Annotated in this window: 26 protein-coding genes and 3 tRNA genes; 10 read left to right on the top strand and 19 right to left on the bottom strand. The window is 36.0% G+C overall.

Going from position 1 to position 24,134, the window contains the following annotated elements; genetic code table 11:
• Window position 1 precedes the first annotated feature (1 nt).
• Window positions 2–850 carry a pantoate--beta-alanine ligase gene (gene panC, locus RCH13_RS05560; RefSeq protein WP_326986241.1) on the top strand — a complete coding sequence of 283 codons (849 nt, stop codon included), beginning with the start codon at window positions 2–4 and terminating at the stop codon, window positions 848–850.
• Window positions 851–960: 110 nt separating this feature from the next.
• Here panC and RCH13_RS05555 read toward each other — a convergent pair.
• From RCH13_RS05555 to RCH13_RS05545, 3 genes are all read right to left on the bottom strand, one after another.
• Window positions 961–1,033: transfer RNA gene (locus RCH13_RS05555), tRNA-Lys, on the bottom strand.
• 82 nt (window positions 1,034–1,115) lie between these two features.
• Window positions 1,116–1,201: transfer RNA gene (locus tag RCH13_RS05550), tRNA-Leu, on the bottom strand.
• 49 nt (window positions 1,202–1,250) lie between these two features.
• Window positions 1,251–1,323, bottom strand: a tRNA-Lys gene (locus RCH13_RS05545).
• A gap of 103 nt (window positions 1,324–1,426) precedes the next feature.
• Between RCH13_RS05545 and RCH13_RS05540 the strand changes: the two genes are divergently transcribed.
• Complete coding sequence (locus RCH13_RS05540; RefSeq protein ID WP_326986240.1) at window positions 1,427–1,957, top strand: shikimate kinase; 531 nt, start codon at window positions 1,427–1,429, stop codon at window positions 1,955–1,957.
• Here the strand turns inward: RCH13_RS05540 and RCH13_RS05535 are convergent.
• On the bottom strand, window positions 1,938–2,363 hold the full coding sequence (locus RCH13_RS05535; protein ID WP_326986239.1) for an RNA-binding S4 domain-containing protein: 426 nt from the start codon (window positions 2,361–2,363) through the stop codon (window positions 1,938–1,940). The two genes, RCH13_RS05540 and RCH13_RS05535, sit on opposite strands and share 20 nt — an antisense overlap.
• Before the next feature lie 59 nt (window positions 2,364–2,422).
• Here RCH13_RS05535 and RCH13_RS05530 point away from each other — a divergent pair, with 59 nt between their 5' ends.
• Both RCH13_RS05530 and RCH13_RS05525 read left to right on the top strand, forming a co-directional pair.
• Window positions 2,423–3,148: a hypothetical protein gene (locus RCH13_RS05530; protein WP_326986238.1), complete on the top strand. Its 726-nt coding sequence runs from the start codon at window positions 2,423–2,425 to the stop codon at window positions 3,146–3,148.
• A gap of 3 nt (window positions 3,149–3,151) precedes the next feature.
• Entirely contained in the window at window positions 3,152–4,165 is a 1,014-nt protein-coding gene (locus RCH13_RS05525) for an acyltransferase family protein (protein ID WP_326986237.1), read from the top strand.
• Here RCH13_RS05525 and recO read toward each other — a convergent pair.
• The 4 genes from recO to RCH13_RS05505 are packed head-to-tail and all read right to left on the bottom strand — an operon-like array spanning window position 4,143 to window position 8,773.
• The gene (gene recO, locus RCH13_RS05520; protein ID WP_326986236.1) at window positions 4,143–4,832 is read right to left on the bottom strand and encodes a DNA repair protein RecO; all 690 of its coding nucleotides are present in this window, start codon (window positions 4,830–4,832) and stop codon (window positions 4,143–4,145) included. The genes RCH13_RS05525 and recO overlap by 23 nt on opposite strands.
• The gene (porZ, locus tag RCH13_RS05515) at window positions 4,832–7,057 is read right to left on the bottom strand and encodes a type IX secretion system anionic LPS delivery protein PorZ (RefSeq protein ID WP_326986235.1); all 2,226 of its coding nucleotides are present in this window, start codon (window positions 7,055–7,057) and stop codon (window positions 4,832–4,834) included. The genes recO and porZ overlap by 1 nt, the downstream gene beginning before the upstream one ends.
• Window positions 7,058–7,059: 2 nt before the next feature.
• A complete protein-coding gene (locus tag RCH13_RS05510; RefSeq protein WP_326986234.1) occupies window positions 7,060–8,010 on the bottom strand; it encodes a bifunctional metallophosphatase/5'-nucleotidase in 951 nt (316 codons plus the stop codon).
• The gene (locus RCH13_RS05505; RefSeq protein ID WP_326986233.1) at window positions 8,003–8,773 is read right to left on the bottom strand and encodes a 5'-nucleotidase; all 771 of its coding nucleotides are present in this window, start codon (window positions 8,771–8,773) and stop codon (window positions 8,003–8,005) included. The genes RCH13_RS05510 and RCH13_RS05505 overlap by 8 nt, the downstream gene beginning before the upstream one ends.
• A gap of 110 nt (window positions 8,774–8,883) precedes the next feature.
• Between RCH13_RS05505 and dapA the strand changes: the two genes are divergently transcribed.
• Window positions 8,884–9,768: a 4-hydroxy-tetrahydrodipicolinate synthase gene (gene dapA / locus RCH13_RS05500; RefSeq protein ID WP_326986232.1), complete on the top strand. Its 885-nt coding sequence runs from the start codon at window positions 8,884–8,886 to the stop codon at window positions 9,766–9,768.
• A 30-nt stretch (window positions 9,769–9,798) separates the two neighbouring features.
• On the opposite strand, the gene RCH13_RS05495 is transcribed toward dapA, so the two are convergent.
• From RCH13_RS05495 to RCH13_RS05485, 3 genes are all read right to left on the bottom strand, one after another.
• Window positions 9,799–10,527 (bottom strand): ABC transporter substrate-binding protein, encoded by a 729-nt coding sequence (locus tag RCH13_RS05495; protein ID WP_326986231.1) that lies wholly within the window; start codon window positions 10,525–10,527, stop codon window positions 9,799–9,801.
• An 8-nt stretch (window positions 10,528–10,535) separates the two neighbouring features.
• Window positions 10,536–11,855, bottom strand: coding sequence for a magnesium transporter (gene mgtE / locus RCH13_RS05490; RefSeq protein ID WP_326986230.1), 1,320 nt, complete (start codon window positions 11,853–11,855; stop codon window positions 10,536–10,538).
• A 101-nt stretch (window positions 11,856–11,956) separates the two neighbouring features.
• Window positions 11,957–12,508: a pyruvate decarboxylase gene (locus tag RCH13_RS05485; protein ID WP_326986229.1), complete on the bottom strand. Its 552-nt coding sequence runs from the start codon at window positions 12,506–12,508 to the stop codon at window positions 11,957–11,959.
• A 175-nt stretch (window positions 12,509–12,683) separates the two neighbouring features.
• Here RCH13_RS05485 and rpsO point away from each other — a divergent pair, with 175 nt between their 5' ends.
• A complete protein-coding gene (rpsO, locus tag RCH13_RS05480) occupies window positions 12,684–12,953 on the top strand; it encodes a 30S ribosomal protein S15 (protein ID WP_326986228.1) in 270 nt (89 codons plus the stop codon).
• 140 nt (window positions 12,954–13,093) lie between these two features.
• Here rpsO and RCH13_RS05475 read toward each other — a convergent pair whose 3' ends face one another.
• Window positions 13,094–13,336, bottom strand: coding sequence for a GlsB/YeaQ/YmgE family stress response membrane protein (locus RCH13_RS05475; protein WP_326986227.1), 243 nt, complete (start codon window positions 13,334–13,336; stop codon window positions 13,094–13,096).
• 354 nt (window positions 13,337–13,690) lie between these two features.
• Between RCH13_RS05475 and RCH13_RS05470 the strand changes: the two genes are divergently transcribed.
• A complete protein-coding gene (locus RCH13_RS05470) occupies window positions 13,691–16,036 on the top strand; it encodes a polyribonucleotide nucleotidyltransferase (protein WP_326986226.1) in 2,346 nt (781 codons plus the stop codon).
• Window positions 16,037–16,157: 121 nt separating this feature from the next.
• Here the strand turns inward: RCH13_RS05470 and RCH13_RS05465 are convergent, their stop codons facing one another.
• The 3 genes from RCH13_RS05465 to RCH13_RS05455 form a co-directional block, all read right to left on the bottom strand.
• Window positions 16,158–16,781 (bottom strand): hypothetical protein, encoded by a 624-nt coding sequence (locus RCH13_RS05465; protein WP_326986225.1) that lies wholly within the window; start codon window positions 16,779–16,781, stop codon window positions 16,158–16,160.
• Between the two features lie 99 nt (window positions 16,782–16,880).
• Window positions 16,881–17,600 (bottom strand): hypothetical protein, encoded by a 720-nt coding sequence (locus RCH13_RS05460; protein WP_326986224.1) that lies wholly within the window; start codon window positions 17,598–17,600, stop codon window positions 16,881–16,883.
• Between the two features lie 112 nt (window positions 17,601–17,712).
• Window positions 17,713–18,417, bottom strand: coding sequence for an endonuclease domain-containing protein (locus tag RCH13_RS05455; RefSeq protein WP_326986223.1), 705 nt, complete (start codon window positions 18,415–18,417; stop codon window positions 17,713–17,715).
• A 201-nt stretch (window positions 18,418–18,618) separates the two neighbouring features.
• On the opposite strand from RCH13_RS05455, the gene RCH13_RS05450 reads away from it, so the two are divergent.
• The 3 genes from RCH13_RS05450 to RCH13_RS05440 all read left to right on the top strand — a co-directional run bounded on the left by RCH13_RS05450 (window position 18,619) and on the right by RCH13_RS05440 (window position 19,952).
• A complete protein-coding gene (locus RCH13_RS05450; RefSeq protein ID WP_326986222.1) occupies window positions 18,619–18,951 on the top strand; it encodes a HopJ type III effector protein in 333 nt (110 codons plus the stop codon).
• Window positions 18,952–19,124: 173 nt separating this feature from the next.
• Window positions 19,125–19,595 (top strand): hypothetical protein, encoded by a 471-nt coding sequence (locus RCH13_RS05445; protein WP_326986221.1) that lies wholly within the window; start codon window positions 19,125–19,127, stop codon window positions 19,593–19,595.
• A gap of 129 nt (window positions 19,596–19,724) precedes the next feature.
• Window positions 19,725–19,952 (top strand): hypothetical protein, encoded by a 228-nt coding sequence (locus RCH13_RS05440; protein ID WP_326986220.1) that lies wholly within the window; start codon window positions 19,725–19,727, stop codon window positions 19,950–19,952.
• Between the two features lie 40 nt (window positions 19,953–19,992).
• Here the strand turns inward: RCH13_RS05440 and RCH13_RS05435 are convergent, their stop codons facing one another.
• The 4 genes from RCH13_RS05435 to RCH13_RS05420 all read right to left on the bottom strand — a co-directional run bounded on the left by RCH13_RS05435 (window position 19,993) and on the right by RCH13_RS05420 (window position 24,134).
• Complete coding sequence (locus RCH13_RS05435; protein WP_326986219.1) at window positions 19,993–21,180, bottom strand: DUF1501 domain-containing protein; 1,188 nt, start codon at window positions 21,178–21,180, stop codon at window positions 19,993–19,995.
• 45 nt (window positions 21,181–21,225) lie between these two features.
• Window positions 21,226–22,602 (bottom strand): DUF1800 domain-containing protein, encoded by a 1,377-nt coding sequence (locus RCH13_RS05430; protein WP_326986218.1) that lies wholly within the window; start codon window positions 22,600–22,602, stop codon window positions 21,226–21,228.
• A 74-nt stretch (window positions 22,603–22,676) separates the two neighbouring features.
• Window positions 22,677–23,660 (bottom strand): NAD(P)H-dependent flavin oxidoreductase, encoded by a 984-nt coding sequence (locus tag RCH13_RS05425; protein WP_326986217.1) that lies wholly within the window; start codon window positions 23,658–23,660, stop codon window positions 22,677–22,679.
• 126 nt (window positions 23,661–23,786) lie between these two features.
• Window positions 23,787–24,134 carry a hypothetical protein gene (locus RCH13_RS05420; RefSeq protein WP_326986216.1) on the bottom strand — a complete coding sequence of 116 codons (348 nt, stop codon included), beginning with the start codon at window positions 24,132–24,134 and terminating at the stop codon, window positions 23,787–23,789.

The raw sequence follows: 24,134 nt of genomic DNA, 5'->3' as shown, positions 1-24,134 counted from the left end.
TATGAAAGTTTTCCGATCAAAAAAAACACTTCAAGATTACATTGAAAGGCAAAAGGAAATGGGCAAAAAAATTGGTTTTGCGCCTACTATGGGATCATTGCATGAGGGACATTTATCACTTTATACACAAGCAAGCAAAGAAAACGATTTGGTCATCTCCTCAGTCTTTGTAAACCCCACTCAATTTAATAATCCGAGTGATTTAGAAAAATATCCACGTGATTTTAACCGAGATATTAAGATATTAGAAAAGGCTGGAAATGTAGACGCTGTTTACTTACCAGAAATAGTTGATTTATATCCAGATGGGTTAAAAAGCAAGGGCTACGATTTTGATGGGTTAGAAAATGAAATGGAAGGTAAATTTCGGTCCGGACATTTTGACGGCGTAGGAACTGTAGTTGAGGAATTACTACTTCAAGTTAAACCAGACAATGCGTACTTTGGAGAAAAAGACTACCAACAACTACTCATTATAGAGAAGCTTACGGAAAAACTTAAATTACCTGTAAAAATTCATGGAGTTCCTATTTTTAGAGAAAAAAGTGGCTTAGCGATGAGTTCCCGAAATGAGCGGCTTACTCCTGAGCAACGAGAATCATCTAAAGTCATCCACGAAACTTTAATTAAGGTCAATGATTGGTTTAGAATCATCACCATTCCAGAAATTAATAAAAGAATAAAAGACATATTCGATGATCAGCGTGGAATGATGTTGGAATATTTTGTGATCGCTGATGAAAAAACTTTAAAGGAAACAGATTTTTTCTATAAGGGACATGATTACAGAGCTTTTATAGTGGTTTTTGTGAATGATATACGGTTAATTGACAATATGCACTTAGATTAAAATTAACTCATTTACAAAAATCAAAAGTCTTCCTTGCAGGGAAGACTTTTTTAACACAAATTACCTCATATTAATATGAAAAAAAAATTACTCCCGAAGAAGTAATTTTGTGACCCGGCTGGGATTCGAACCCAGGACCCATACATTAAAAGTGTATTGCTCTACCAGCTGAGCTACCGAGTCGGTCTTAAGAAAATAAGAGATGATTTATTACTGACAATTGATTTGAAAATCATTTATTTTTCATCAATGATCAATGATTCTCTGGTGCCTGCGACTGGACTCGAACCAGCACATCCATAGGAAACCACCCCCTCAAGATGGCGTGTCTACCAATTTCACCACGCAGGCAAAAAAAATCCGTGTCGTCCTAAATAACGAGACGGAATTTTTTCGCTTGTGACCCGGCTGGGATTCGAACCCAGGACCCATACATTAAAAGTGTATTGCTCTACCAGCTGAGCTACCGAGTCGGTCACCGTTAATCGAGAATAACATTCCCTTTTAAAGTGGTGCAAAGATAAGTCTTTTTTTAAAATCTCAAAATTTTTTTGGAACTTTGTGCAAAATAAAAAGATGATAATTTCACTCGTAGGATACATGGGAAGCGGCAAATCTCACGTTTCCAAAGTCTTGAGTACACAACTTGGTTTAAAATTAATAGATTTGGATCAACAAATTTCTACGATAATTAATATGCCCATCTCAGAAATATTTGATAAAAAGGGCGAAATCTACTTTAGAAAGGTTGAAAGAGAGATTTTAGAAAATATTTTAGCCACCGAAAAAAAGGCTATTTTGAGTGTTGGCGGTGGTACTCCTGTTTATTATGATAATATGGATTTAATTAATAAAAATTCGGAAAGTATATTTCTTAGAACCTCTGTCCCAACTCTCGCAAAGAGAGTTTCAATACAAAGATTTAAACGACCCCTTATCGCCAATATTCCTGATGAGGATTTGAATGAATTTATTGCAAAACATTTATTTGAAAGAAACTTCTACTATGCGAAGGCCAAATATGCGATCAGTACAGACCAGAAATCGGTAGAAGAAATTGCCGCAGAAATTATTTTACTTATAAATCCTACTCCTCTACCTCACTAAAGAATAAATCCCAATCACCAGTTTCCATCGATTCTGTGGAATCATGATCTACAAAATCGTCCATATCTCTACGATCTTTCTTCGTAGGTCTACCTTCGCCTTTAATACGATAGTAATCTTGCGTTAGTTTGCGTTGCTTTAAGATTTCATACTGCTCAGTCTCAGTTCTATCTTGAATGTGCAGAGGAACCAATTTGGCAGCCAACCTACTTTTTGGAATTTGAAGTATTTTTATTTGGTAATCAATTTGGTTCTTGCGTATTTTAATGACAGTTCCTTCCGCAATTTCCTTTGAGGACTTCACGGTATTTCCGCCTACAGAAACTCTATTTTTCTTTATTTCATCTGCAGAAATAGTGCGGGTTTTGTAAAATCTAACGCACCATAAAAATTTATCTATTCTCATAATTTATTTATACTTTTGCAGCATTACAATTTTTTAGCAATTTAATGATAAAAATAAAAATGAAAAAAATATTCTTATACCTTTCTTTAGCCTTAGTTACTACAATATCTTGCCGAGAAGATCAGGTGGAAATCGCAAAGGAAGCAAGCATTGAGACGCAAAACAGTTATGATGATCAAGCAGCACAATTGTATTTGCAAACTCATAGTTTTGACGCTAGAGGAAATATTGTGGCCTACGTAGCGACAGATATCGCTGCTGTGAAATTGGCAGACCTGAACCCAATCACATTACCTTCTGGTGTTATTTATATTATAAAACCGGGAGCGCAACCAACTCCAGGCGAGCAAATTAGCACCTTTGATTTACTAAAAATCATGCACAAATCTATTACTTATGTAGCGTCTGACATTGATGGGAAAGTTGATTATTATGGCGAAGCTACTTTTAGAAACACCATTGATGGTTCTGGCGTACCAGAATCTGATCCTAATTACTACTACGTAAAAAAAGCTGATTTAGAGAAACCTAATCTTCCTGATTTTGCGAAAGAAAGAAAATATTATGAAATTGAAGGTTTTCAAGAAGCAATTAAAAAATTCAGTGCATATAACATTACAGATGATTCAGATTATAACTTACAAGGTATAATCATTGTACCCTCTAGAGCGGCTTTCGCAAGGGATGCTCACGCAACCTATATCAATGGATTAAGTTTCCGAAACAGAAGTTTTATCTTCAATTTTCAAATTTACAAAGCGACGCATTTTACAGAACCAAGATAGTAAATGAAACATGCTAACAATTTTGATTTTCTGCGGTTTCTGTTCGCATTCTTAGTTGTTTTAGGTCATACCATAATCTTAAGCAAACAGCCTGAATTTCAAAATGAATTTCTAGCGGCAATGCCTAATTATAGTGTTTACTGCTTTTTCATCATTAGTGGATTTCTGATATTTTCGAGTTTCGAAAAATTAAACAATCTTAAAAAATATATTATCAATAGGTCTAGAAGAATTTTCCCGGCCTATTTTTTCGTTGTTTTATTCTTCTCCTTTTTTCTTTTGTTCTTCTCTAATGTTAAAAATTATGAATATTTCACTTTAGAATGGACAAAATATGTAGGAGCCAATCTTCTATTTGCTAATTTTCTGCAACCCTGCATCAATTACGTTTTCACTTCAAATCTAATTTGTGCCGTAAATGGCTCACTCTGGACTATTAAGGTCGAACTTATGTTTTATGCTTTTATACCCGCACTCTTTTATTGTCTTAAAAATAGAAGCATTATCATTAAAAACATGGCTTTGATAGTGATTTACGGACTTTCTATATTTTATTTTTGGTTTGTAGTGAATTTAGGTAAATATGAACTTGCGCGTCAACTTCCAGGAGTGCTATGTTATTTCGTATCAGGTATTTTTCTATTTGTGAATTTAGAATTTTTCAAAAAATGGAGGAATACTTTACTTCCATTTGCTATTGCAGCGATCTTTTTAGAGAAGGGAATTTTTCATCAAAATTTATTGACGCCAATTGCTTTGGGAATTTGTATTTTTTGGTTTGCTTTTTCAAATATTCCCTTGAAAAATTTCGCGAAATATGGAGATTACTCTTACGGAATTTATCTGGTCCACTTTCCTATAGTCCAGTTATTTGTGCAGGAAAACTTATTTGAAAAATACTCATTTTACGCATTTTTTGCCTGCTTAAGTATTGTTTTACTATTTTCTATTTTTATTTGGAACTTCATTGAAAAGCCAGTTTTGAAACGAAAATTTAATCATAAATCTGCTGTATAACTGCTAAAGAAATCGGTTCCCGAAATCCGTGGAAATGAGTTCCGTAATAAGACATGAGCGAATCCAACATCTTTTTTCGGAGATTTCTATTTAATTTTATGGAGTAAAGATTTTCAGATTGTAAGTAATCTTTCCAAATGGTGGAAATTTCTTCATCAAATAATTCCATCGACTTCTGGGAAGAAAAAGTCCCGATTTCTGGATTTAAAAAAACTTCTGCACTTACCAAAGGTGAAATGCCTTGTTTTTCTAAAATTTTAAAAATAAAAGATATGTAAGAATCCATATTTTCTGCATAAAGTTCCTTCATAAAGTTTTTTATTTCGATATAAATTCTTTCATAATTCTGCTCTTCCCGCAAAACTTGAAAAAGGAAATCTGACACAAAAAACAGGATGGAATTAATCTTTACGCTTTCAAATTCGTACAGTTGATCCGCAGTTTCTATTCGGGAAACAGTCGGTAGTCCAGATCCACTTTTCTTTGGTGCAACTGTAATTTGAATCTCGTTAAGGGGAAATAAATAGGACTTTTTCTTATTTCTAGGGGAATAAATATTTGAGGCAAAAAAACTTTGAAAACCCTGATCTTTTGAAAAACATGTTAAAACCGCGCCATTGTCTCCATATTTTACGTAGGAAAGCAAGAAACAAGTTTGGGTAATCATCAATTCACCACCGCTATTTTAGCCGTCGCGGTATCAGTGCCATCGGCATTGGTCATTAAAACGAAGTAAATCCCCGACGCGACTCTAACGCCACGTGTATTGTTAAGATTCCATTCATAATAACCACCTCTGGAAACCGCTTGATGAACTAGATTTCCAGCAGCATCAGTAATTCGAATATTTGTTTTTTCTGCAAGTCCTCTTATGGTTACATTCCCTTTGTATTGCGCATAAACCACCGGATTCGGATATACCAAGACCTCACCAAAATCTTCCGTAACATTCAACACATCTCCTTGGTAGACCATAACGCCCTCTAATGTTACAAAATACACCTTACCTGTTTTATTATCTACTTTAATATCCGTGATATTATCACTTGGAAGTGGCGAATTAGCGCGCGTAAATTGCTTCAAAGTTCGTTCTCCATTCGAACTCAAATAAAAAACTCCACCACCATCAACAGAAACCCATTTTTGGTTTCCGTCGTCAACTTCAATTTGTAAAATATTACTGTCTCGAAAAAGCTCTTCGCCCAATCCATTTTCTTCAATGATAACTGGATTTGCTTGCGGGTTTGCCTCTGTAATAATAGATGATGGACTTCCAATAATTCTTAATCCAATTCGAGTTCCAATCCATATATCATCATTTTTATCAATGGCAGCGGAAACTACACCATCTGTAGGAAGATTATTTCCTTTTTTTATCACCTTCAATCTATCATCACCTAGCGAAGTCGGGGTATTATTATAATCGTAAATGAGAAGTCCGCCCCCTGTAAATACGGGGTCTGGAATAAATAAGTATCCGTCTTTCGTAAAAGGTTTTTGAACGCGACCCCCTGAAACTACATTCACCAAACTAAAATTATCCGATCCAGCATTATATGAGTAAAATCCTATTTTATTTTCATTCCCAAATTCAGTGACAAAAAGTTGATTATTTGCATCAAAGGTCATCCCAACCACCAAATTAAAATATCCACCTGTACTCGCATAGATTTTTGCGACCTCATCGTTATCCATCCGATAAATCCCTTTTGATCCATCATTTGGAGTATAATTAGTGAAAAAAATCTCAGTAGGTTTCGCTGGATTGATAACCGCATCTAAAACATTAAACTGAGTAGAAGTGTTCTTAAATACGTTCGGATAATTCCACTTCAAACCATCAAAATGGTAATAACCTAAATTTCTGATAATGGCTTCATTAAATGCATCTCTACCTCCACTAGAAATTACAATTTGAGAACCTACCAAATCAATCTTATATGACGCATTATTATATGGCCCATCTGGTTTCAGTGAATCACCTGCATCATTCTTTAAGCCAGAAATTTTCGTGCCCGCATAAATTCTATCCTGGGAAAAAATCCCTGTGTTTAGGGCTTCACCGGCGTCATAAGACTTTACAAATTGCCCTGCTGTAGAAAAAACATAAACCAAATTAGAATCAGTAACCACTATGTTTTGTGAATCTACTAAGACATCTGCAACATTGCTAAATCCTTGAGGCAAAGTTGAAAAAGCGCTTCCTGTTCCGTATCTGACCGAATTTGCGTTTGCGTAAGCAATTACACCTCCGGATGCTATATTGTTAAAATTTCCACCTTCAACTGTTGTCCACGTGGAGTAAATTGGAAAGGTGACATTCATTTCATGGAATTTTAAACCTGTCGCAGTTACCGCGTAAACTGTATTGTCTTTGATAATAGCTTCTTTTGCCGCTTCATAATTTCCAACCCTTGTAAAAAAAGAGGAGTCTCCAAACTCTTTTCTTTCCAAATTAAAAAGTGAAACACCATAACCCACAGAAATTACTGCGGTATTGCCTGTAATAGAAATATGATTAATTTTTTTGTCACCGCTATATCCAGATGCAATAGGAATATCAACAACATATGTAATACCATTTGGCGTAATCACATCCATGGATCCATTTCTATAACCCACCAAACCAATTTTTGTTTCAGAATTATAATCGAATGCAGAAATTTTTACTTCATGCAAACCATTGGCTTTTGAAAGCTTTGTGATTTCTCCCGTTGTAGGAGTGTAGAAAAATATTCCGTTTTCTGTAGCTGCTATTAATTTTCCCTCATCTTCCCGAACAGACAAAACATTATTATAAGAAAACAAATCTGTCCATTTACTGGAAGAAATGACTTGCGCCGAAAATTGCAAAGAAACCAGAAGCAGAAATAACGGTAGTATTTTTTTCATCTTTAAACTAAAATTGTATCATCTATAACTTGATTATCCCACGAAATATTTTTCACTTTTTTATCTTTATCAAAATAAAAATCTACTTTTCCTAAAAGTAAACCAGCCCAACCGACTTGATTTACAAGAACATTCTTCCCACCTTTATTCGCAAAAGATTGTGGCTCCTTTAAAAAAGTGTGCGTATGGCCACCTAAAATTAAATCAATGTTATCGGTTTTTGAAGCTAAAATTTTATCAGAAACTTTGTTTGGACTATCCCGATAATCAAAACCAATGTGAGATAGGCAGATTACCAAATCACATTTCTTCTCTTTTTTTAATAAATCTGCATAATGCTGGGCAGTTTCAATGGGATCCAAATATTTCGTTTCACCATAGCTTTTCTTACCTACCAATCCTTCTAACTGAATACCTACTCCGAATATTCCTACTTTAATCCCATTTTTATTGAAGATTTTACAAGGTTTGGTTGCACCCTCTAAAATTGTATCAGTAAATTCGTAATTAGAACAAAGAAACGGAAATTTTGCGTTCGGCAATACTTTTTTAAAACCTTCTAAACCGTTGTCAAAGTCGTGATTTCCCATGGTAGAGGCATCGTAACCCATCATAGACATCAATTTAAATTCTAATTCGCCACCAAAAAAATTAAAATAAGGCGTTCCCTGAAAGGTATCTCCAGAGTCTAAAAGCAAAATATTCGATTGTTCATCTCTGAATTTTTGAATTAAAGCAGCTCTTCTGGCAAAACCTCCCTGATTAGGATTCCGAGTATAAGACGCGTCAAAAGGCTCTATTCTACTATGCTGATCATTAGTATGCAAAATGGTGAGATGATATTCTGAGGCAGATTTCAACAGATTAAAGTTTTCTGCCAAAAGTAAATTCGGTGCCAGAGTCATGGCCAAAGTTCCACCACCAATTGTTTTCAGAAAATTCTTTCTATTCATCGGTCTTGTTTTTTTGAGTTTTAAAGTTTAAGCGGATGTCTGTAGGCGCTGCAATTTCTGGATTTGCTTTAAATTTTTCTAAAAATAAATCCCGTAATGCAATTCCAGTAGAAATCACTTCTCCCTTTGAAAAGAATGTCATGTTATCCCCACCTAATGCTAAATAATCTGAAGTTGCGATGTAATAAATTTTGGTAGGTTCTACCTCTTTTCCATTGATTAGTTCTTTCAATATAACTCCATTTCCCGTTTCGATATACAGATTAGAAACAGGATTATTTTTTTGAGTTTTTAAGTAATAATCAAAGAGTCCCTTCAAATCAGAGCCTTTCATTTTCACAATTACTACTTCGTTTTCGAAGGGCATCACTTCATAGATATGTTTCGTAAGAATATCACCTTTTCCAATCGTAGACCGAATTCCGCCTATATTAATCACGGCAGCATCTACTCCACTTGGAATTCCATTATTTTTTGCCCATTCATCTGCGCCTTGTAAAGTGTAATCAGAAAGCAGATTTCCAAGATTACTATTATCTCCCTGTTTATTAAGATCAAGAGCAGTATAAGAAATCTTAGTATTCATCACCCCTTCCAATTGCTGTTTGTAAGGAGAAATAACTTGCGTTAAATTTTCAGCTTCTGGTAAATCTGCAGCTAAAGAAATGTTTTTTTCTGTAGAAACTTTAGCAATATTCAATGGCGTTTTACAGGATGAAAATGCTAAAAATGACAGGGCGACAATTACATATTTAATATTCATTCATAATTTAATTTGTGATGCAAATATAAAGATATGAATACAAACTTATCATCTTATTTAGTAAATTCTCGTCCGAAATTTTGTAATTTTGAAAGCATAATTTCAAATATATGAGCAACTTAAAAGGAGTTGGTGTTGCGTTGGTTACACCCTTTAATTCAGATTTAACCGTAGATTATAATTCTCTTACAAAATTGGTGGATTATAATATTGAAAACGGCACCAATTATTTAGTGGTTTTGGGCACTACTGCAGAATCAGCTACCCTTTCGACTGAAGAAAAGCAGGCCGTAATTTCTCATATCATTAAGGCAAATAATGGCAGAGTTCCTTTAGTTTTGGGCATCGGGGGAAATAATACATACGAGGTAAAAAAGCAAATTGAAGAAGCAGATTTATCAGCTTTTGAAGCTATACTATCTGTATCCCCTTATTACAACAGACCAAGCCAAGAAGGACTTTATCAACATTACAAAGTGTTGGCAGAAACAGGTAAGAAAATAATCATTTACAATGTTCCCTCCAGAACGGGACAAAACCTAGAAGCATCTACCACCTTAAGATTGGCAAAGGAATTCCCGAACTTAATCATGATTAAAGAAGCTGCTCCCAATATTCTTCAATATTTTGATATTCTGCGACAAAAACCAGAAAACTTCAATCTCGTTTCGGGAGATGATGAATATACTTTACCAGTAACTTTAGCGGGTGGAAATGGCGTGATCTCTGTGATTGGGCAAGCTTATCCAAAAGAATTTTCCACAATGGTGCAGTTGGCTTTCGAGGGCAAAGTGAAAGAAGCCTATGAAATTCACAACAATCTGGTTGAAATTACGCGTTCCATTTTTGCGGAGGGAAATCCAGCAGGAGTAAAATACGTTTTAGCCGAAATGGGTATCATTCAAAATTACTTAAGACTTCCTTTAGTTGCAGCAACAGAAGTTTTGGAAAATCGACTAAAAGAGGACATGAAAAAAATTAAGAGATTAAATTAAGACAAGAAGGGAGTTTAAAAACTCCTTTTTTTATGCAAAAATTTCAGTTTTTAATTTTTGATAGTTGTTCGCGCATTTAGAAATGTGGGTTCCAAACCAAGAAAACGCTTCGCCATCTACCAAAATTATTTTTGAATGAGGCAGTTGTTCCTGAAGTTCTTTAATGTGTTTATTTTGGAAAGGAAAAGGTTCGGAAGAAAGTAAAATAAAGTCTGCTCCACTCATTTCTTCGAGGGAAATCTCTGGATATCTCAATTGATTTTTAGCAATATTTTCAACTCCAATCTTCTCTAATACATCATGAATAAAAGTATCTGAGCCAATTGTCATATAGGGATTTTTCCAAATGAGATATGCTGCTTTCTTCGGTTGAAGGGAAGAAGAATTTTGAAAAATTGAGTCAATTATTTTGTTAAATTGCGCTGCTTTCTCTTTTTGATGAAGCAGTTCTCCAACTTCAAATATAAATTTTGAATTATCTTCTAATGTCTTAATATCGGTTACCCACACTTCACTATGTTTCATTAACTCTTCTACCTGAAGTTTTTCATTCTCCTCTTTATTGGCAATGATAAGATCGGGCTTTAGAGCGATAATCTTTTCGATATTCAAATTCTTTGTCCCACCAATGATCGGTACATTTTTTACGAGGTTTTCGGGATGGATACAAAATTTAGTTCGGCCAATTACATCGTTCCCCGTTAATCCAAAGTCAAAAAGGGTTTCCGTAATACTTGGAACAAGGGAGACGATTTTCATTTTAAAAATTAAAGGAGTTTACCACTTAGTAAAAGTCCAGCTAAGGTAAAATAAATCACCAATCCCGTAACATCTACCAAAGTTGCTACAAAAGGCGCGGAAGAAGTGGCTGGATCCAAGTTGAATCTCTTTAAAATAAAAGGAACCATTGAACCAGAAAGTGTGCCCCACATGACGATTAAAGATAAAGATACTCCAACACTTAATCCGATAAAGGCCCAATATTCTCCATAATCAAACCATCCTGCATATTGCCAAAGCATGATTCGAAAAAAACCAAGCACCCCTAAAACTCCACCCAGAAACAATCCTGTAATCAATTCTTTTTTAATAACAATCCACCAATCCTTCACCGTAATTTCTTGCAATGCCATAGCACGAATAATCAATGTTGCGGCTTGAGATCCTGTATTTCCGCCACTGGAAATAATAAGCGGAACAAATAAAGTAAGCACCACCGCTCGCTGAATTTCATCTTCAAAATACCCCATCGCGGAGGCAGTTAAAAGTTGAAAAAAGAATAAAAGGATTAGCCAGAAACCGCGTTTCTTAACCATTTCAAACCAATGCGTTTGCCGATAAGGTTCATCCAACGCATCCATTCCCCCAAATTTTTGAATGTCTTCTGTATTTTGGGAAGCAATTTGATCCAAGATATCATCAATGGTTACAATTCCCACCAGAACACCAGATTCGGTAACGATGGGCAAAGCAGTGCGGTCATACTTTTCAAAATATGTTACTGCATCTTCTTTGGATGTTGTGGTGGTTATTGCCACAAAGTGATTGTCTGTAATATCTGCAATCGGAGTATCTTCTTCCGCCAATAACAAAGAACCAATAGCAATATCATCAATTAATTGATTTTTTTCATCCACCACATAAAGATGATTCATGGTTTCCATCTTTTTGCCCACCTTTTTAATCTGCTGAAGACATCTTTTCACCGTCCATTCTTTTCGGATTTGAATATAATAAGGAGTCATCAACCTCGCGATGGAATCCATATCGTATCCTAAAAGTTTCAGGGCTATTCTTCTTTCCTGCGGATTAAGAAGGTTGATGGAATATTTAATCAGTTCATCTGGGAAATCTTCAAACAAGGCTGTTCTATCATCCGGAGTCATGGCGTTCAAAAGTTCAGAAACATCTTCACTCCCTATACTTCTAATGGTATCTTCTTGAAAAGACGGATCTAAGTGCGAGAAAACATCTGCCTTATATTCTTTCGGAATTTTCAAAAAAGCCAATAACCGATCTTCTCCCCGAAGCGCCGTAAGCGTTTCAGCAATATCTTGCGGATTAAAAACGAGTTCTTGAACTTTCACCTATTTGATATTAAGAATTGCAAAACTAAGGGAAAAAGTCAAAAATTCCCAATAATAAAGAAGTTTAAAAAATAGAAGGGAAAATGATTCGCTCGTGAACGTTAGATTTTTCGCAAATCAGTAAGAGTTTTGGCCATATTTTTCATCGCGCCACTTGTTCCAATTTTAATGGAGTTTTCTGCAGAACCTAAAATTCTTGCATTTTTTTTGTAGGTATCGTAATCGGTCTCTGCCAAAAATTTTCCAGAAGCATCAAACAGCTTCATACTTACAATGACTTGGTTTGAAAAAACATATTTTCCAATCCCAACTTTAAAATATTTTACTTTCGGAATTACAGCAAATTGCGCGTTGTTATTATGACAAAATTCTTTGATTAATGAAGGATCTTGTTCATCATACGCTATTTGTGAATCGACCCGTAACATCTTAAAATGGCGATATTGCCCGATTTTTTCTGAAACAGCACTGTAAAAAGCTGAATAGGTAGGCTCTTTAATCTCCTCAACATCTGGATATACTTCTGGATTGAAATACAGAATACGCTGCATTTTCAAGTCTTTGCTCTGAGTTTGGTTTTGCGCAGTAGCAGTACAACTAGCAAACAAGAGCAAGGTTACAAAAGTAAGGGGAAGTAAGTAAATTTTTTTCATCAGTTGGTGTGTTGCAAAAATACGGCCATTCAACGGATAAATGAAGTATATTTTAAGATTTAATTAACATTTAACAGGGAGGTTTCTGACTCTAGTTTTCATTACCTCTTCCCAAGTCGAAAAATTAGTTGTACTTTTGCACCCGTTACATAATAATCATTAAAATAATATTGGAATGTACTTAACAACTGACAAGAAGAAAGAAATCTTCGCAAAACATGGAAAGTCTGATGCAGACACTGGAACAGCAGAGGGACAAATTGCCCTTTTCACATTCAGAATCAACCACCTTTCAGGTCACCTGAAAAAAAACCACAAAGATTACGCAACTGAAAGATCACTGGTACTTTTGGTAGGTAAAAGAAAAGCCCTTTTGGATTATCTGAAGAAAAAAGATGTTCTAAGATACAGAGCTATTATTGCTGAATTAGGATTAAGAAAATAATCTTAGATCACTCTAAAAAATTAAAGCAACTCATTTCGAGTTGCTTTTTTTTGATGGCTCCTCACCCTAATCAATGAGTAAAAAAAAAATAAGCAATCTATTTCTAGATTGCTTATGTGCTTTAAATGGAATAAAATTAATTATACCTTTCCTCTGGTAAATAAGTTCACTATTGCTAGTAGCACAATTGCACCAATGGTTCCTGTTAAAATTTCGCCGACTACGCCTTCACCTAATCTTCCTCCTAATAACCAGTAACCGATGAAACCACCGACGATACCAACGATAATATTACCGATTAGTCCTAGACTTCCGCCTTTAAAAATTTGTGATCCTAACCATCCTGCAATTGCACCGATAATCAATGTCCATAGAATTCCCATAATGTTTAATTTTTAAGTTTATAAATATGTTTGTGCTAAAATCGCAACCAAATTTGTGCCGAAAATTTAAGATTAAATCTTTATCTCAATACAAATCTCATCTACCAACTTTGCAAAGTTTTGATTTTATGACATTTAAGTATTCCTAACTAAATCATAAATTTTACAGTTTATAAATAATCACCAAATTTCTCCTGATCATGTATTTGCTTTTCTTATTCAATCCTCTTAAAATTGAGCTCATCCAATAAAGACTTTGGCTCTCATCAAAATTCCGTATCTTCGCACACGAAAATTTAAATAGATTAAATACTAACCGCACTCAATACGGAGTGCCAAAGACAGACAAATTTTATGAATGCTCCACAAGCAATTATTGAAACGATTCAATTAAGTGATGGTAGAGAAATTACCATCGAAACAGGAAGATTAGCGAAACAAGCTAATGGTGCTGTAGTAGTAACAATGGGCGGAACAATGCTTTTGGCAACTGTTGTTGCGAGTAAAGATGCAAAACCAGGTGTGGATTTTCTTCCACTAACGGTAGATTACAGAGAGAAATTTTATTCTGCAGGTAAAATTCCAGGAAACTTTTTCAGAAGAGAAGCAAGACCATCTGATGAAGAGATTTTAACAATGAGATTAGTTGACCGAGTTCTTCGTCCACTTTTCCCCTCTGATTTCCATGCAGAAGTTCAGGTAATGATTTCCCTGATTTCTTATGATAAAGAATGTATGCCGGAAAGTTTGGCTGGATTAGCCGCTTCTGCTGCAATCGCAATTACCGATATCCCTTTCAACGGACCAATGTCTGAAGTTACCGTTGCCAGAATCGACGGACAATTAGTGGTAAATCCAAGTATGGAAAATTTAGCGAAAGCTGATTTGAATATTATGGTAGGTGCAACCAAAGACTCTATCGTAATGGTAGAAGGTGAAATGGAAGAAATTTCTGAACAGGAAATGATTGAAGCCATTAAATTCGCACACGAAGTAATTAAAGTACAGGTAGCCGCTCAGGAAAGATTAGCCGAGAGAGTTGGCAAATCTCTTCCAAAAAGAGAATATACGCACGAAGATCACAACGAAGAAATTCGGGAAAAAGTTTGGGCAGCCACTTATGATAAAGTATATGAAGTTGCAAAAACTCCTTCTGCAAAAGAAGAAAGACATGACAATTTCCAGGCAATTTTAGAAGAGTTTTTGACTACGTATTCCGAAGAAGAATTAGAAGTTGCTAAACCTTACGCAAAAAACTATTTCCACGATGTAGAAAAAGAAGCAATGCGCCAGTTAATTCTGAACGAGAAAATTCGTTTGGATGGAAGAAGTCCAGAAACGATTCGTCCGATCTGGTCAGAAGTGGATTATTTACCCGGAGCTCACGGTTCTGCAATCTTTACACGTGGAGAAACTCAGTCCTTGACTGCAGTAACTTTAGGATCTGTAAAAGATGCAAACATGGTCGATACGGTTGCCATCAATTACGATCAAAAATTCTTCTTACATTATAACTTCCCTCCGTTTTCTACGGGTGAAGCAAGACCTTTAAGAGGAACTTCAAGAAGAGAAGTTGGTCACGGAAACTTAGCTCAAAGAGCATTAGCGAAAATGATCCCAACAGAAAATCCGTACACCATCCGTATCGTTTCAGATATTTTAGAATCAAACGGTTCATCTTCTATGGCGACTGTTTGTGCGGGAACTTTAGCCTTAATGGATGCAGGGGTTCAAATTTCAAAACCAGTTTCTGGGATTGCAATGGGATTGGTAACTGATCCAAAATCTGGTAAATTCACCGTACTTTCTGATATTTTAGGAGACGAAGATCACTTAGGTGATATGGACTTCAAAGTAACAGGAACTGCAGACGGAATCACGGCTTGTCAGATGGACATTAAAGTGGAAGGTTTGACAATGGACATTATGGAAAAAGCTTTGATCCAGGCGAAAGACGGAAGATTGCATATCCTTAACGAATTATTGAAAACGCTTGACGCACCAAGACCAGACGTAAAACCTCACGCACCGAAAATGGAAGTATTGGAAATCTCCAAAGACTTCATCGGAGCAATCATCGGACCTGGAGGAAAAATCATTCAGCAAATGCAGAAAGATTTCGAAACGGTTATCGCGATTGAAGAAATTGGCGAAATCGGAAGAATCGAAATTTCTGGAGTGAACAGAGAGAATATCAACAGAACCATTGCAGCCATCAACGAAATTTGTTTCGTACCGGTAATTGGTGAAGTTTATAACGGTAGAGTTGTAAAAGTGATGGACTTCGGAGCATTCGTAGCGATTGCAAAAGGAACGGAAGGTTTACTTCACATCTCAGAAATCGAATGGGCGCGTTTGGACAAAGTTCCTTACAACGAAGGCGATATGGTAGAAGTGAAATTCATGGGTTATGATGACCGTAAGAAAATGAAACTTTCCCGAAAAGTTCTTTTGGACCGACCAGCTCGGGAAGAAAGACCCCAAGGAGATCGTCCTCAATTTAATGACAGACCGAGAGAAGATCGTCCACAAGGCGATAGACCTCCGAGAAGAGATGACCGAAGAGAAGGCAACTTCAATCAGGGAAATAACAGACCTCAACACGGTGGACAAAATAATGATCGACCTGCAACAGAGGAAAATTTCAAACCTTTGAATGAAGGCGAAAATCCAACAGACAGCAAGCCGGAAGGTTTTTAATTAGAAAAACTGAACAGGTTTAATTATAGAAACCATCCCGATGTAAAATCGGGATGGTTTTTTTTATGGTTGAAATAGTATTTTCGATCTTAATTTTTGATTCTTGACTCTTGGCTCTTGATCATAACAAATCACCCTCTCTTTTTACAATAATGCCCAGTTTTTCCAGGGTTTGATTATCCGGGAAAAGCACCTTGGCAAAGGCGATGAGTTGCGTGTATTTCGGGTAAAGTAAATCAATTGCTGCATCCCGGGTATCGGTTGCTTTTTGTGCCTCGCCGAGTTCTTTTTTCTGAGAATTTTTCACGTCAGAAACCTCTTGCAGGGAAGTTTGCATGGCAGTAATATCGGCATCTTTAATATTCACCGCTTCGGCTTTGGTTTTGAAATCTGGATTGGCAAGAATCTGCGCATAAAAATTACTGATCTGCTGAAACCAAGCGGCGAAAGCTACTTTCTTCGGGTAGTCGATTCCTAAGGTGGTGTTGGCTTGTCGGTCTCCTTCGAAAGCGATCTTCGCAAGATTGCGGTGGCGTGTAAAAAGCGTATCTATTTCAGCTTTTTTCAGGTTATAAATATCCGTTTCTGCATACTGCTCCCCGTATTCCCGTTGTTGTATTTGACTAAGCTGCTCGAGATTGGTAATCTCCACCAAATAATCATCCAACATGGCTTCCGTAATACCCACCGTTTCCAGTTCGGGTAACAGGTCCGGATCTTTTGCATTGGTAAATGCAATTTTCATTTTAGCGATCAATTATTCGGCCGAAACATATCGGTTTCTGGACGCACTCTTTCCCGCTTTGGGATTTAGGTTTTCAGGATTTTCCATTATTATTTGTATTTAGATACAAAATTGTCGGTAACCATCTTTGTTCCCTAGCTCATAATTTTTTCCACCCAAAGAGATAACGGGCGCATTGTTTTTATGTAAGAGTTCTGCGGGTAAATTTTCGTGCGTAGAAATAGTACCATCGCTCATAATATCTGCAAAAAATAAAAGCGCGTAATCTTTTTCGGCAACACCATTAATCTCTCGCCCAATCATCAAAACCCATTTATCAAAAACCTGTTTTAAATTGTCGGGTGTAATTTGGGTACGGATAATATCACCATTAATGATGGCATTTTTGATGGTTGAAATAAATTCTTCTTCATGCGTTTCTATTTTAAAAGAAACAAAATACGTCCCGATGTAGGCAGAAACCGCATCCAGAGCTTCCTGCGTATAACCACTTGCAGATTTTCCCCATTTTATGGTTTTCTTTTCCAGGAAAGGAAGCACATCTGCAGTTTTCATAATCGCGGCTTTGTGCGTATCAATCACACACAAAAAGGGCGGAATATATTCTCCTTTGTTCAAGGCATCTTGTACATAATGCATCAATTGTGTGAACATTGCGTAGGTAGAAATTCTGCCAGAATCTTTGGCTTCAAACCAAATTTCTTTCGTTTGTATATCAACGAGGTTTTTGGAATATCCTTTTAAGCCAAGAGCTTTTATGTAGGCATCTTTAACATCTTCTTCGCTTTTTGTGAGTTTTAGTTTTTGGTGTAATGTCATGGAGAAAAGAGAATTTGTTTCTGTGAAAACTCCCAAATTTATTTAAATGAAAATTTCCAATGATTAGTTATTTACTTAAAGTTATTGCTTATAAATCTCTGAACATTTTAGTTTAAACAGTCCATCGCTTTATTTCGGAAATTATTTTTTCAGGATTTTCTTTAACCTCTTTTCCTGTGTATCGCAAAACTGTAAAACCCAATTCCTGTAGTTTTCGGTCGATATTGCGATCCCGTTTTGCTTGCTCTTCAGTTCTCTCGTGATAAGTGTGTCCATCAGTATAAACACATAATTTCGCTTGCCTTTTTTCTATAAAAAAATCAACAACCGTTAACACTTCTTTGAAATTATTAAATTTATCGTCAAACGTTTTCCCTTCAATGGAGATCGTTTCTCCTTGCCAATTCAATGGATATTGTGTTTCAAATTTTATATATGACTTTAGTAGCGATAGAAATAATTGTCTTTCTAAAGGACTTTGCAAAATAAATAAACACTCTTTACATCTGCTGCTCAACTTATAACTACAATTTTGACATAATGGATCAGTTCTGTAATGTTCATCTACAATTTTAGCTTTGTCGATTGATATATTTAGGATTTCGGAAGTAGTTGTTGTAGAAAGCAGTTTGTCAATTTCATTTCGAAATTTTAAAAGATCATCACGATGGCAAGTGATTGTCTTCTCCCATTGTGTTCCCTTTTCAATGAGTTTTAATAAATATTGTACAGTTTCGGTAATCGTATCGTCACTTTTTAAGTGTTGATTAGTATTTCTAATTATAATTTTTTCTATACTGATTGGAATTCTTGCCATATAAATTTATTGTCTTGCTTAAAATTGGTATTGGAAAAAAAAATTCCACTCAATCCCAAATATAGTTAAATTTTCAAATTTAACTACTTTCCGTCATCTTAAATCTAATTACCAGAAATACCAACCTATATTAGTGTTTCCAACGAAATTCCCTACTTTTAATCCATCATCCTCCAGCAAAATAAAATAACCAAAATTGATATGCTTGTAAACCAACTCAAAACTTCCCCAGAAACCATTGACTTTACAAAAGTCCTCGCTTTCATTGATGAACATTACGATTTCACCCCCACAAAATTCACCAACGGAAATACGGTAAATGAAGCCAATCAGAATGATGGTTCTTGTAAAATTTTCAGTTTTGCGAAGTTGAATGATTTATCGAAGCGCGACACTTTGGCTTTGTTTGGCGCGTTTTATAGAGAAGATGTTCTAAAAAATATTGAAGGAAATGACCATCAAAATATTCGGAATTTTATAGAGTTTGGGTGGAACGGAATTTCTTTTGAAAGGGAAGCTTTGAGACAAAAATAATTTTTCAACTCCACTTACATTCATTGCTTCACACTTTCTCCCATAGCTATTGAAATCAATTTGCAATTCAACTAATTTTTAGAATTAACTGATATCAATAGGGTAGAAATTCAAGAATATTCTTGGCAGGATTTTTAATGCTCTATTTCCCATTCACATTTAAATAAAATAACATGGTCATAAAAAATTATTTGATCCTCGCTGGATCGGCGCTTCTGCTCCAGAATTGTCAAAACACAGTAAATTCCGCCACAACAACTGATAATGAAAATGAAAAATTAACGCGCGTGGAATGGTCTACCTATGGAGGCCAAAGAGGTTATGTAGAAAAAATGGTTATTACAAAAGACAGTATTCTTCATTCCTCTTTTACCACCATGAACGACAATGAAACGGTTGAAAATAAATATAAAAATAGTCCGGAAAAGTGGCGAAAACTTGTCGATGCCTTCCAAATTTCAGATTTTAAAAAGGTAAAAGATGGGGAGAGCAAACTAGCTTTTGATGGCGTAGATCAAAAACTCATTGTGCGCACCGCTACAGATGCAGATTCTCTCGTAAATGGTTTTGAGGACAAGGTTAATTTTCCCAAAATAGAAAAATTCGCAAAGCTTGTAGAAAGCATTAGAGCGGAAAATAAATAAAGGCAGCAGCTTATTCCTCCAGAAAACTTCTAGATGATTTTAAGAAAATCTGTCGACCAACTTGAACTGAGTTGCACGTCAGATCGAAAAGGGCCATGAAGTACCGCCCGTCAAATGAGATTGGGCAATTTGAAAGAGGAAAAAGTTGTAAAGCAGCCGGTAGAATTCAATTTCCTTGCTGGTAATTTCCTCCTCAATATATTTGGCAAAATTGTTGCAAAGCAATATTCAAATAAAAATAAAATTATGGGAACAATATTTAGAAGACTGCTTATTTGGGTAGCACCGTTGGCTTTAGGTTATTTTATGAAAAAATTTCAAAATAGAAAACAGAGCACTCCTACTCGTACGAGATAATCACAAAACAAAACCTCACTCTACGGTGAGGTTTTTTTGTTTAGACGAAATCGTAAATCCCATTTTTCCACCCGAGAATTTTATTTGAATCTGCACCGAGCCAACTTTTCAATACCGTGGCATATACTTTTCGAAAATCTTCTGTAAAGATTAAATCGCCCTCATTCAGTTTTTCTAAATCGGGTAACGCGTTCAAAATTCCTTTTTTCTTCAAACCACCGGACACAAAGAACATCTGATTCGCCGTTCCGTGATCGGTTCCTTTGCTTCCATTTTGCGCGACACGACGACCAAATTCGGAGAAGGTCATCAATAAAGTATCCCGAAATCTTCCAGAGCCTTTCAAATCTTGCACGAACGCTTTCACCGCGTCATTAATTTCTGTAAAAAGTTGTGCTTGTTTTTGATTTTGATTAACGTGCGTATCAAAACTTCCCACTGATAAATAGTAAACTTTCGTATTAATATCCGAATTAATGAGGGAGGCGATATTCTTAAAATCTTTTCCTAATTGCGAATTCGGATAAATAACGGTGCTGGCTTTTGCCTTACTTTTTTCGAAAATATAACCTGCATTATTCAGCGTAGATCCCATGGTTTGGTATAAATAATCTACCGTTTCATCTTCATGATGATGCGCATCTACAAGCGTTTTGAAATATTTTTCCTGCGAAGTTTGAAACAATCTTTTGGGATCTTTAAAGGCAAATGCTTTCTGCTCCTTTCCTTTCATCGCCAAACTCAACATATCATCCACTTCTAAAGCTTGAGTTGGATGATCACACTTGTAGCAAGCTTCATCCAAATATCTACCAACCCAGCCAGTTTCTAAAAACTCCTCACTTTTACTTGCAGACTGCCAAATATCCATACTGCGAAAATGGGATTTATCAGGATTCGGATAGCCAACATTGTTTAAAACCGCCATTTCTCCCTGATCAAAAAGTTCTTTGAAATAACTTAAATTGGAATTAATTCCTGCCTCATCTGTGAGTTTTAAAGAATCTTTAATGGCGATGGTTTGTCGCTCCCGGAAATAAATATCATTTCTTGTGGGAATAATGGTGTTTAGGCCATCATTTCCACCACTTAACTGAAGAATGATCAGAATCCTGTTGTCTTTATCCACCGCCTCTGGAATTGCCATGGCTTGTAAAAAATTGGGCATCATCAAAGATGCCGTGGCGAGGGAAGATATTTTGAGAAAGTCGCGTCTTTTAATAAGCATCACATTAAATTTAAGGTTGGAAATTGATTTTGAAGTGTTGAATAATTACATCATCTGAAATTCAGGCGTAGACATCAGATTAATCATCTGCGATTTCGTGGAAGCATCGGAATGCTGCATAATCGATTTTCTCAAAGTAGGAGAAGTCTTTTGCAGCAGATATTTTTCCATGTCGAGGGACTGAAAAACGTTGTCCACTTTCTCCCAATCAATCGTAATATTGGCGTTTTTGACAGATTTTACAGATTGCTGTGCGGATTTCATTCCCATCTCCACATCATCATCGGATTTTGGCTCTGCATTCAGCGGCCTTAATCCCGACCAAATCTGGGGCATTTGCAAACGAACCATTAAAGTAGAACTGTCTATCCAAGATTTTCCAGCGGGCCAACCTGCAACATTTGGAGGATACAGAAGCATTTGTCCCAAGAGCTTTTGGTAAGTGATGAGCGTTTCGGGCTTTTGAATTTCCATCGGTAAAATTCTACGCATTCCTGCAATCAATTCAATAGGCGATTTTATTTTCGTGCCGATGTTTTCTTCATTATAAAACCAAGTAGAAGAAAAAATATTTTCCATCAGCATTCTAATATTGAAATTAGAAGCGTAGAATTTTGTACTCAAATCTTCAATGATTTCAGTGTTTACCTTTTCATTAACGAAGAATTTATAAATCTTAGTGGCGATAAATTTTGCGGTCGTTTTTTGCTCTAAAATTATTTTTAAAACATCTTCGCCATTAAAATTTCCTGTTTTACCTAAAAAAGTTTTAGTCCCGAAATCATGGACTTTTGGTCGTTCAAAGAAAGTTCCGTTGGGTAAAAAAGCCCATCCTGTAAAAGCTCTGGCTGCTTCTTGTACATCTTTTTCCGTGTAATTTCCACGTCCGAGCGTAAATAATTCCATGACTTCTCTTGCAAAATTTTCATTGGGATGATTTTTTCGATTTTGCTGATTGCTTAAAAACTGAAGCATCGCGGGAGATTGAGAAACTGCCATGAGCAAATCACCGAAATTACCGAGGGATTTTTCGCGAAGGGTATTGAGTAATTGCAGATTGAATTGAGAATTGGCGACGCGTGTTGCAAAATGTCCGTGCCAGAAAAAAGCCATTTTCTCCCGAAGTTGATCTTCGGAAAAAACCATTTGATTTAAGAAAGAATGATTAAGTTCTAAGTTTTGCTTTCTGTTTTTCTGTTGCGCCAATTTTTTGGTAACAGAATCCATCTTTTGAATATTTTGATAATCAAATGATGAAGAATTATCCTTAAACTCCAAGGGTTTAAAAGCGTACTCTTGCAAAAACTTACTTCTCAATTCTTCCGAATTAAGCTTTTCTAAATTTTTAAATTGGGAAAGCTGTGGACCGAAACCTGCACGAAGGAGAAGATGATTGTTTTTCTGAAGTTGCGAAACACTCATGGTTTTGATTTGCAACTTTGATAAGATGATTTTCTATTGGTTAAAAGTGACAGTCGAAAAGAAAGACCAAACGACTATAAATCAGGAACATTAGTTGCGCGATACTCCCTTAATAAATTGGTAAAAACTTCTTCCACCGAAATGATCCCGTCCAACAAAGCGGAAACTTGGCCAATTTCTAGTTCACCTTCTTCTAAATCGCCTTCGAACATTCCGCGTTTTGCACGTGCTCTTCCGAGGGTTTCTTTTAAAGCTTCGGCATTTCTGCCCGTTTCATACAAGTTTTCTAAATCATGAAAGAATTTATTTTTCACCAAGCGAACAGGCGCTAATTCTTTCAAGGTTAAATGCGTATCACCTTCATTAAGAGAGATAATTTTTTGTTTCCAATTCTCGTGCGAACTTGCTTCTTTGGTCGCGGCAAAACGGGAACCGAGCTGTACTCCATCTGCACCCAAAACCATGGCTGCTTTCATTTGGGAACCAAGCGCAATTCCCCCCGCGGCAATAAGAGGTTTGGAGATATGTTTGCGTACGTTTGGAATTAAACAAAAGGTGGTCGTTTCATCTCGTCCATTATGTCCGCCAGCTTCGAAACCTTCGGCAACGATGGCATCTACTCCTGCATCTTCACATTTGATGGCAAATTTGGTGGAGGAAACAACGTGAGCGACTTTTAAACCTTCTTTCTTTAGTGTTTCCGTGTAGGTTTTCGGATTTCCGGCTGAAGTGAAAATAATTTTGACCCCTTCTTCTAGAATAATCTGAATAACTTCATCTAAATTGGGATAGAGCATGGGAACATTCACGCCGAAAGGTTTGTAGGTCGCCGCTTTGCATTTCTGAATATTTTCACGCAGAATATCTGGATACATACTTCCGGCCCCGATGAGACCTAAACCGCCGTTATTGGAAACAGCTGAAGCCAAACGCCACCCAGAATGCCAAATCATTCCACCTTGAATGATGGGATATTTAATATCAAAAAGTCTGGTGATTCTATTTTGGTTTTCGGTGTACATTTTTTCTGCAATCCCGAAATGGATAAAGTTGCTCATCCCGTAAATTTAAAAAAATCTTAGAAGTGAGGGAAGTTTTCAGGAGAAATTCTCATAAATAAAGACTTCCGAAATGTTTTCTAAAAAATTACAATAAAAGACGGGGAAATTATAAAGAAATAATCATCAATTTTCCTCTGAAATAATTTTGTAATCCCCAAACTGACCATTCCAATTTTCGCCATAGGTAGAGAATTCCAGGAAAACTATCTGACCGGCGGTAATGTCTATGACATAACCCAGTCCTTGCTTTAAACCTTTCACCTGAATGTTTTCTCCGCCACTGAAAAGCGCATTTAATTCTTCGAATTCTAACTCGTTTTCTAAATTTGTATATTCAAAATCGACTTGCATTCCAACTTTTGTGGTGCTTCTTTCTTTAACTTTAAGAAAGGGAAGATGTGTTTTTAGGTTTGAATATTTTAGAAATAAGCGTTCTAGAAGTGCTACTTCTAATTCCGTTAATTGGTCCAT

Origin of the sequence: Chryseobacterium sp. MP_3.2 (assembly GCF_035984805.1) — a bacterium.
Taxonomy (GTDB): Bacteria; Bacteroidota; Bacteroidia; order Flavobacteriales; family Weeksellaceae; genus Kaistella.
The sequence above is the reverse complement of the archived record's forward strand: the minus strand, read 5'-3'. Positions and strand labels throughout refer to the sequence as shown.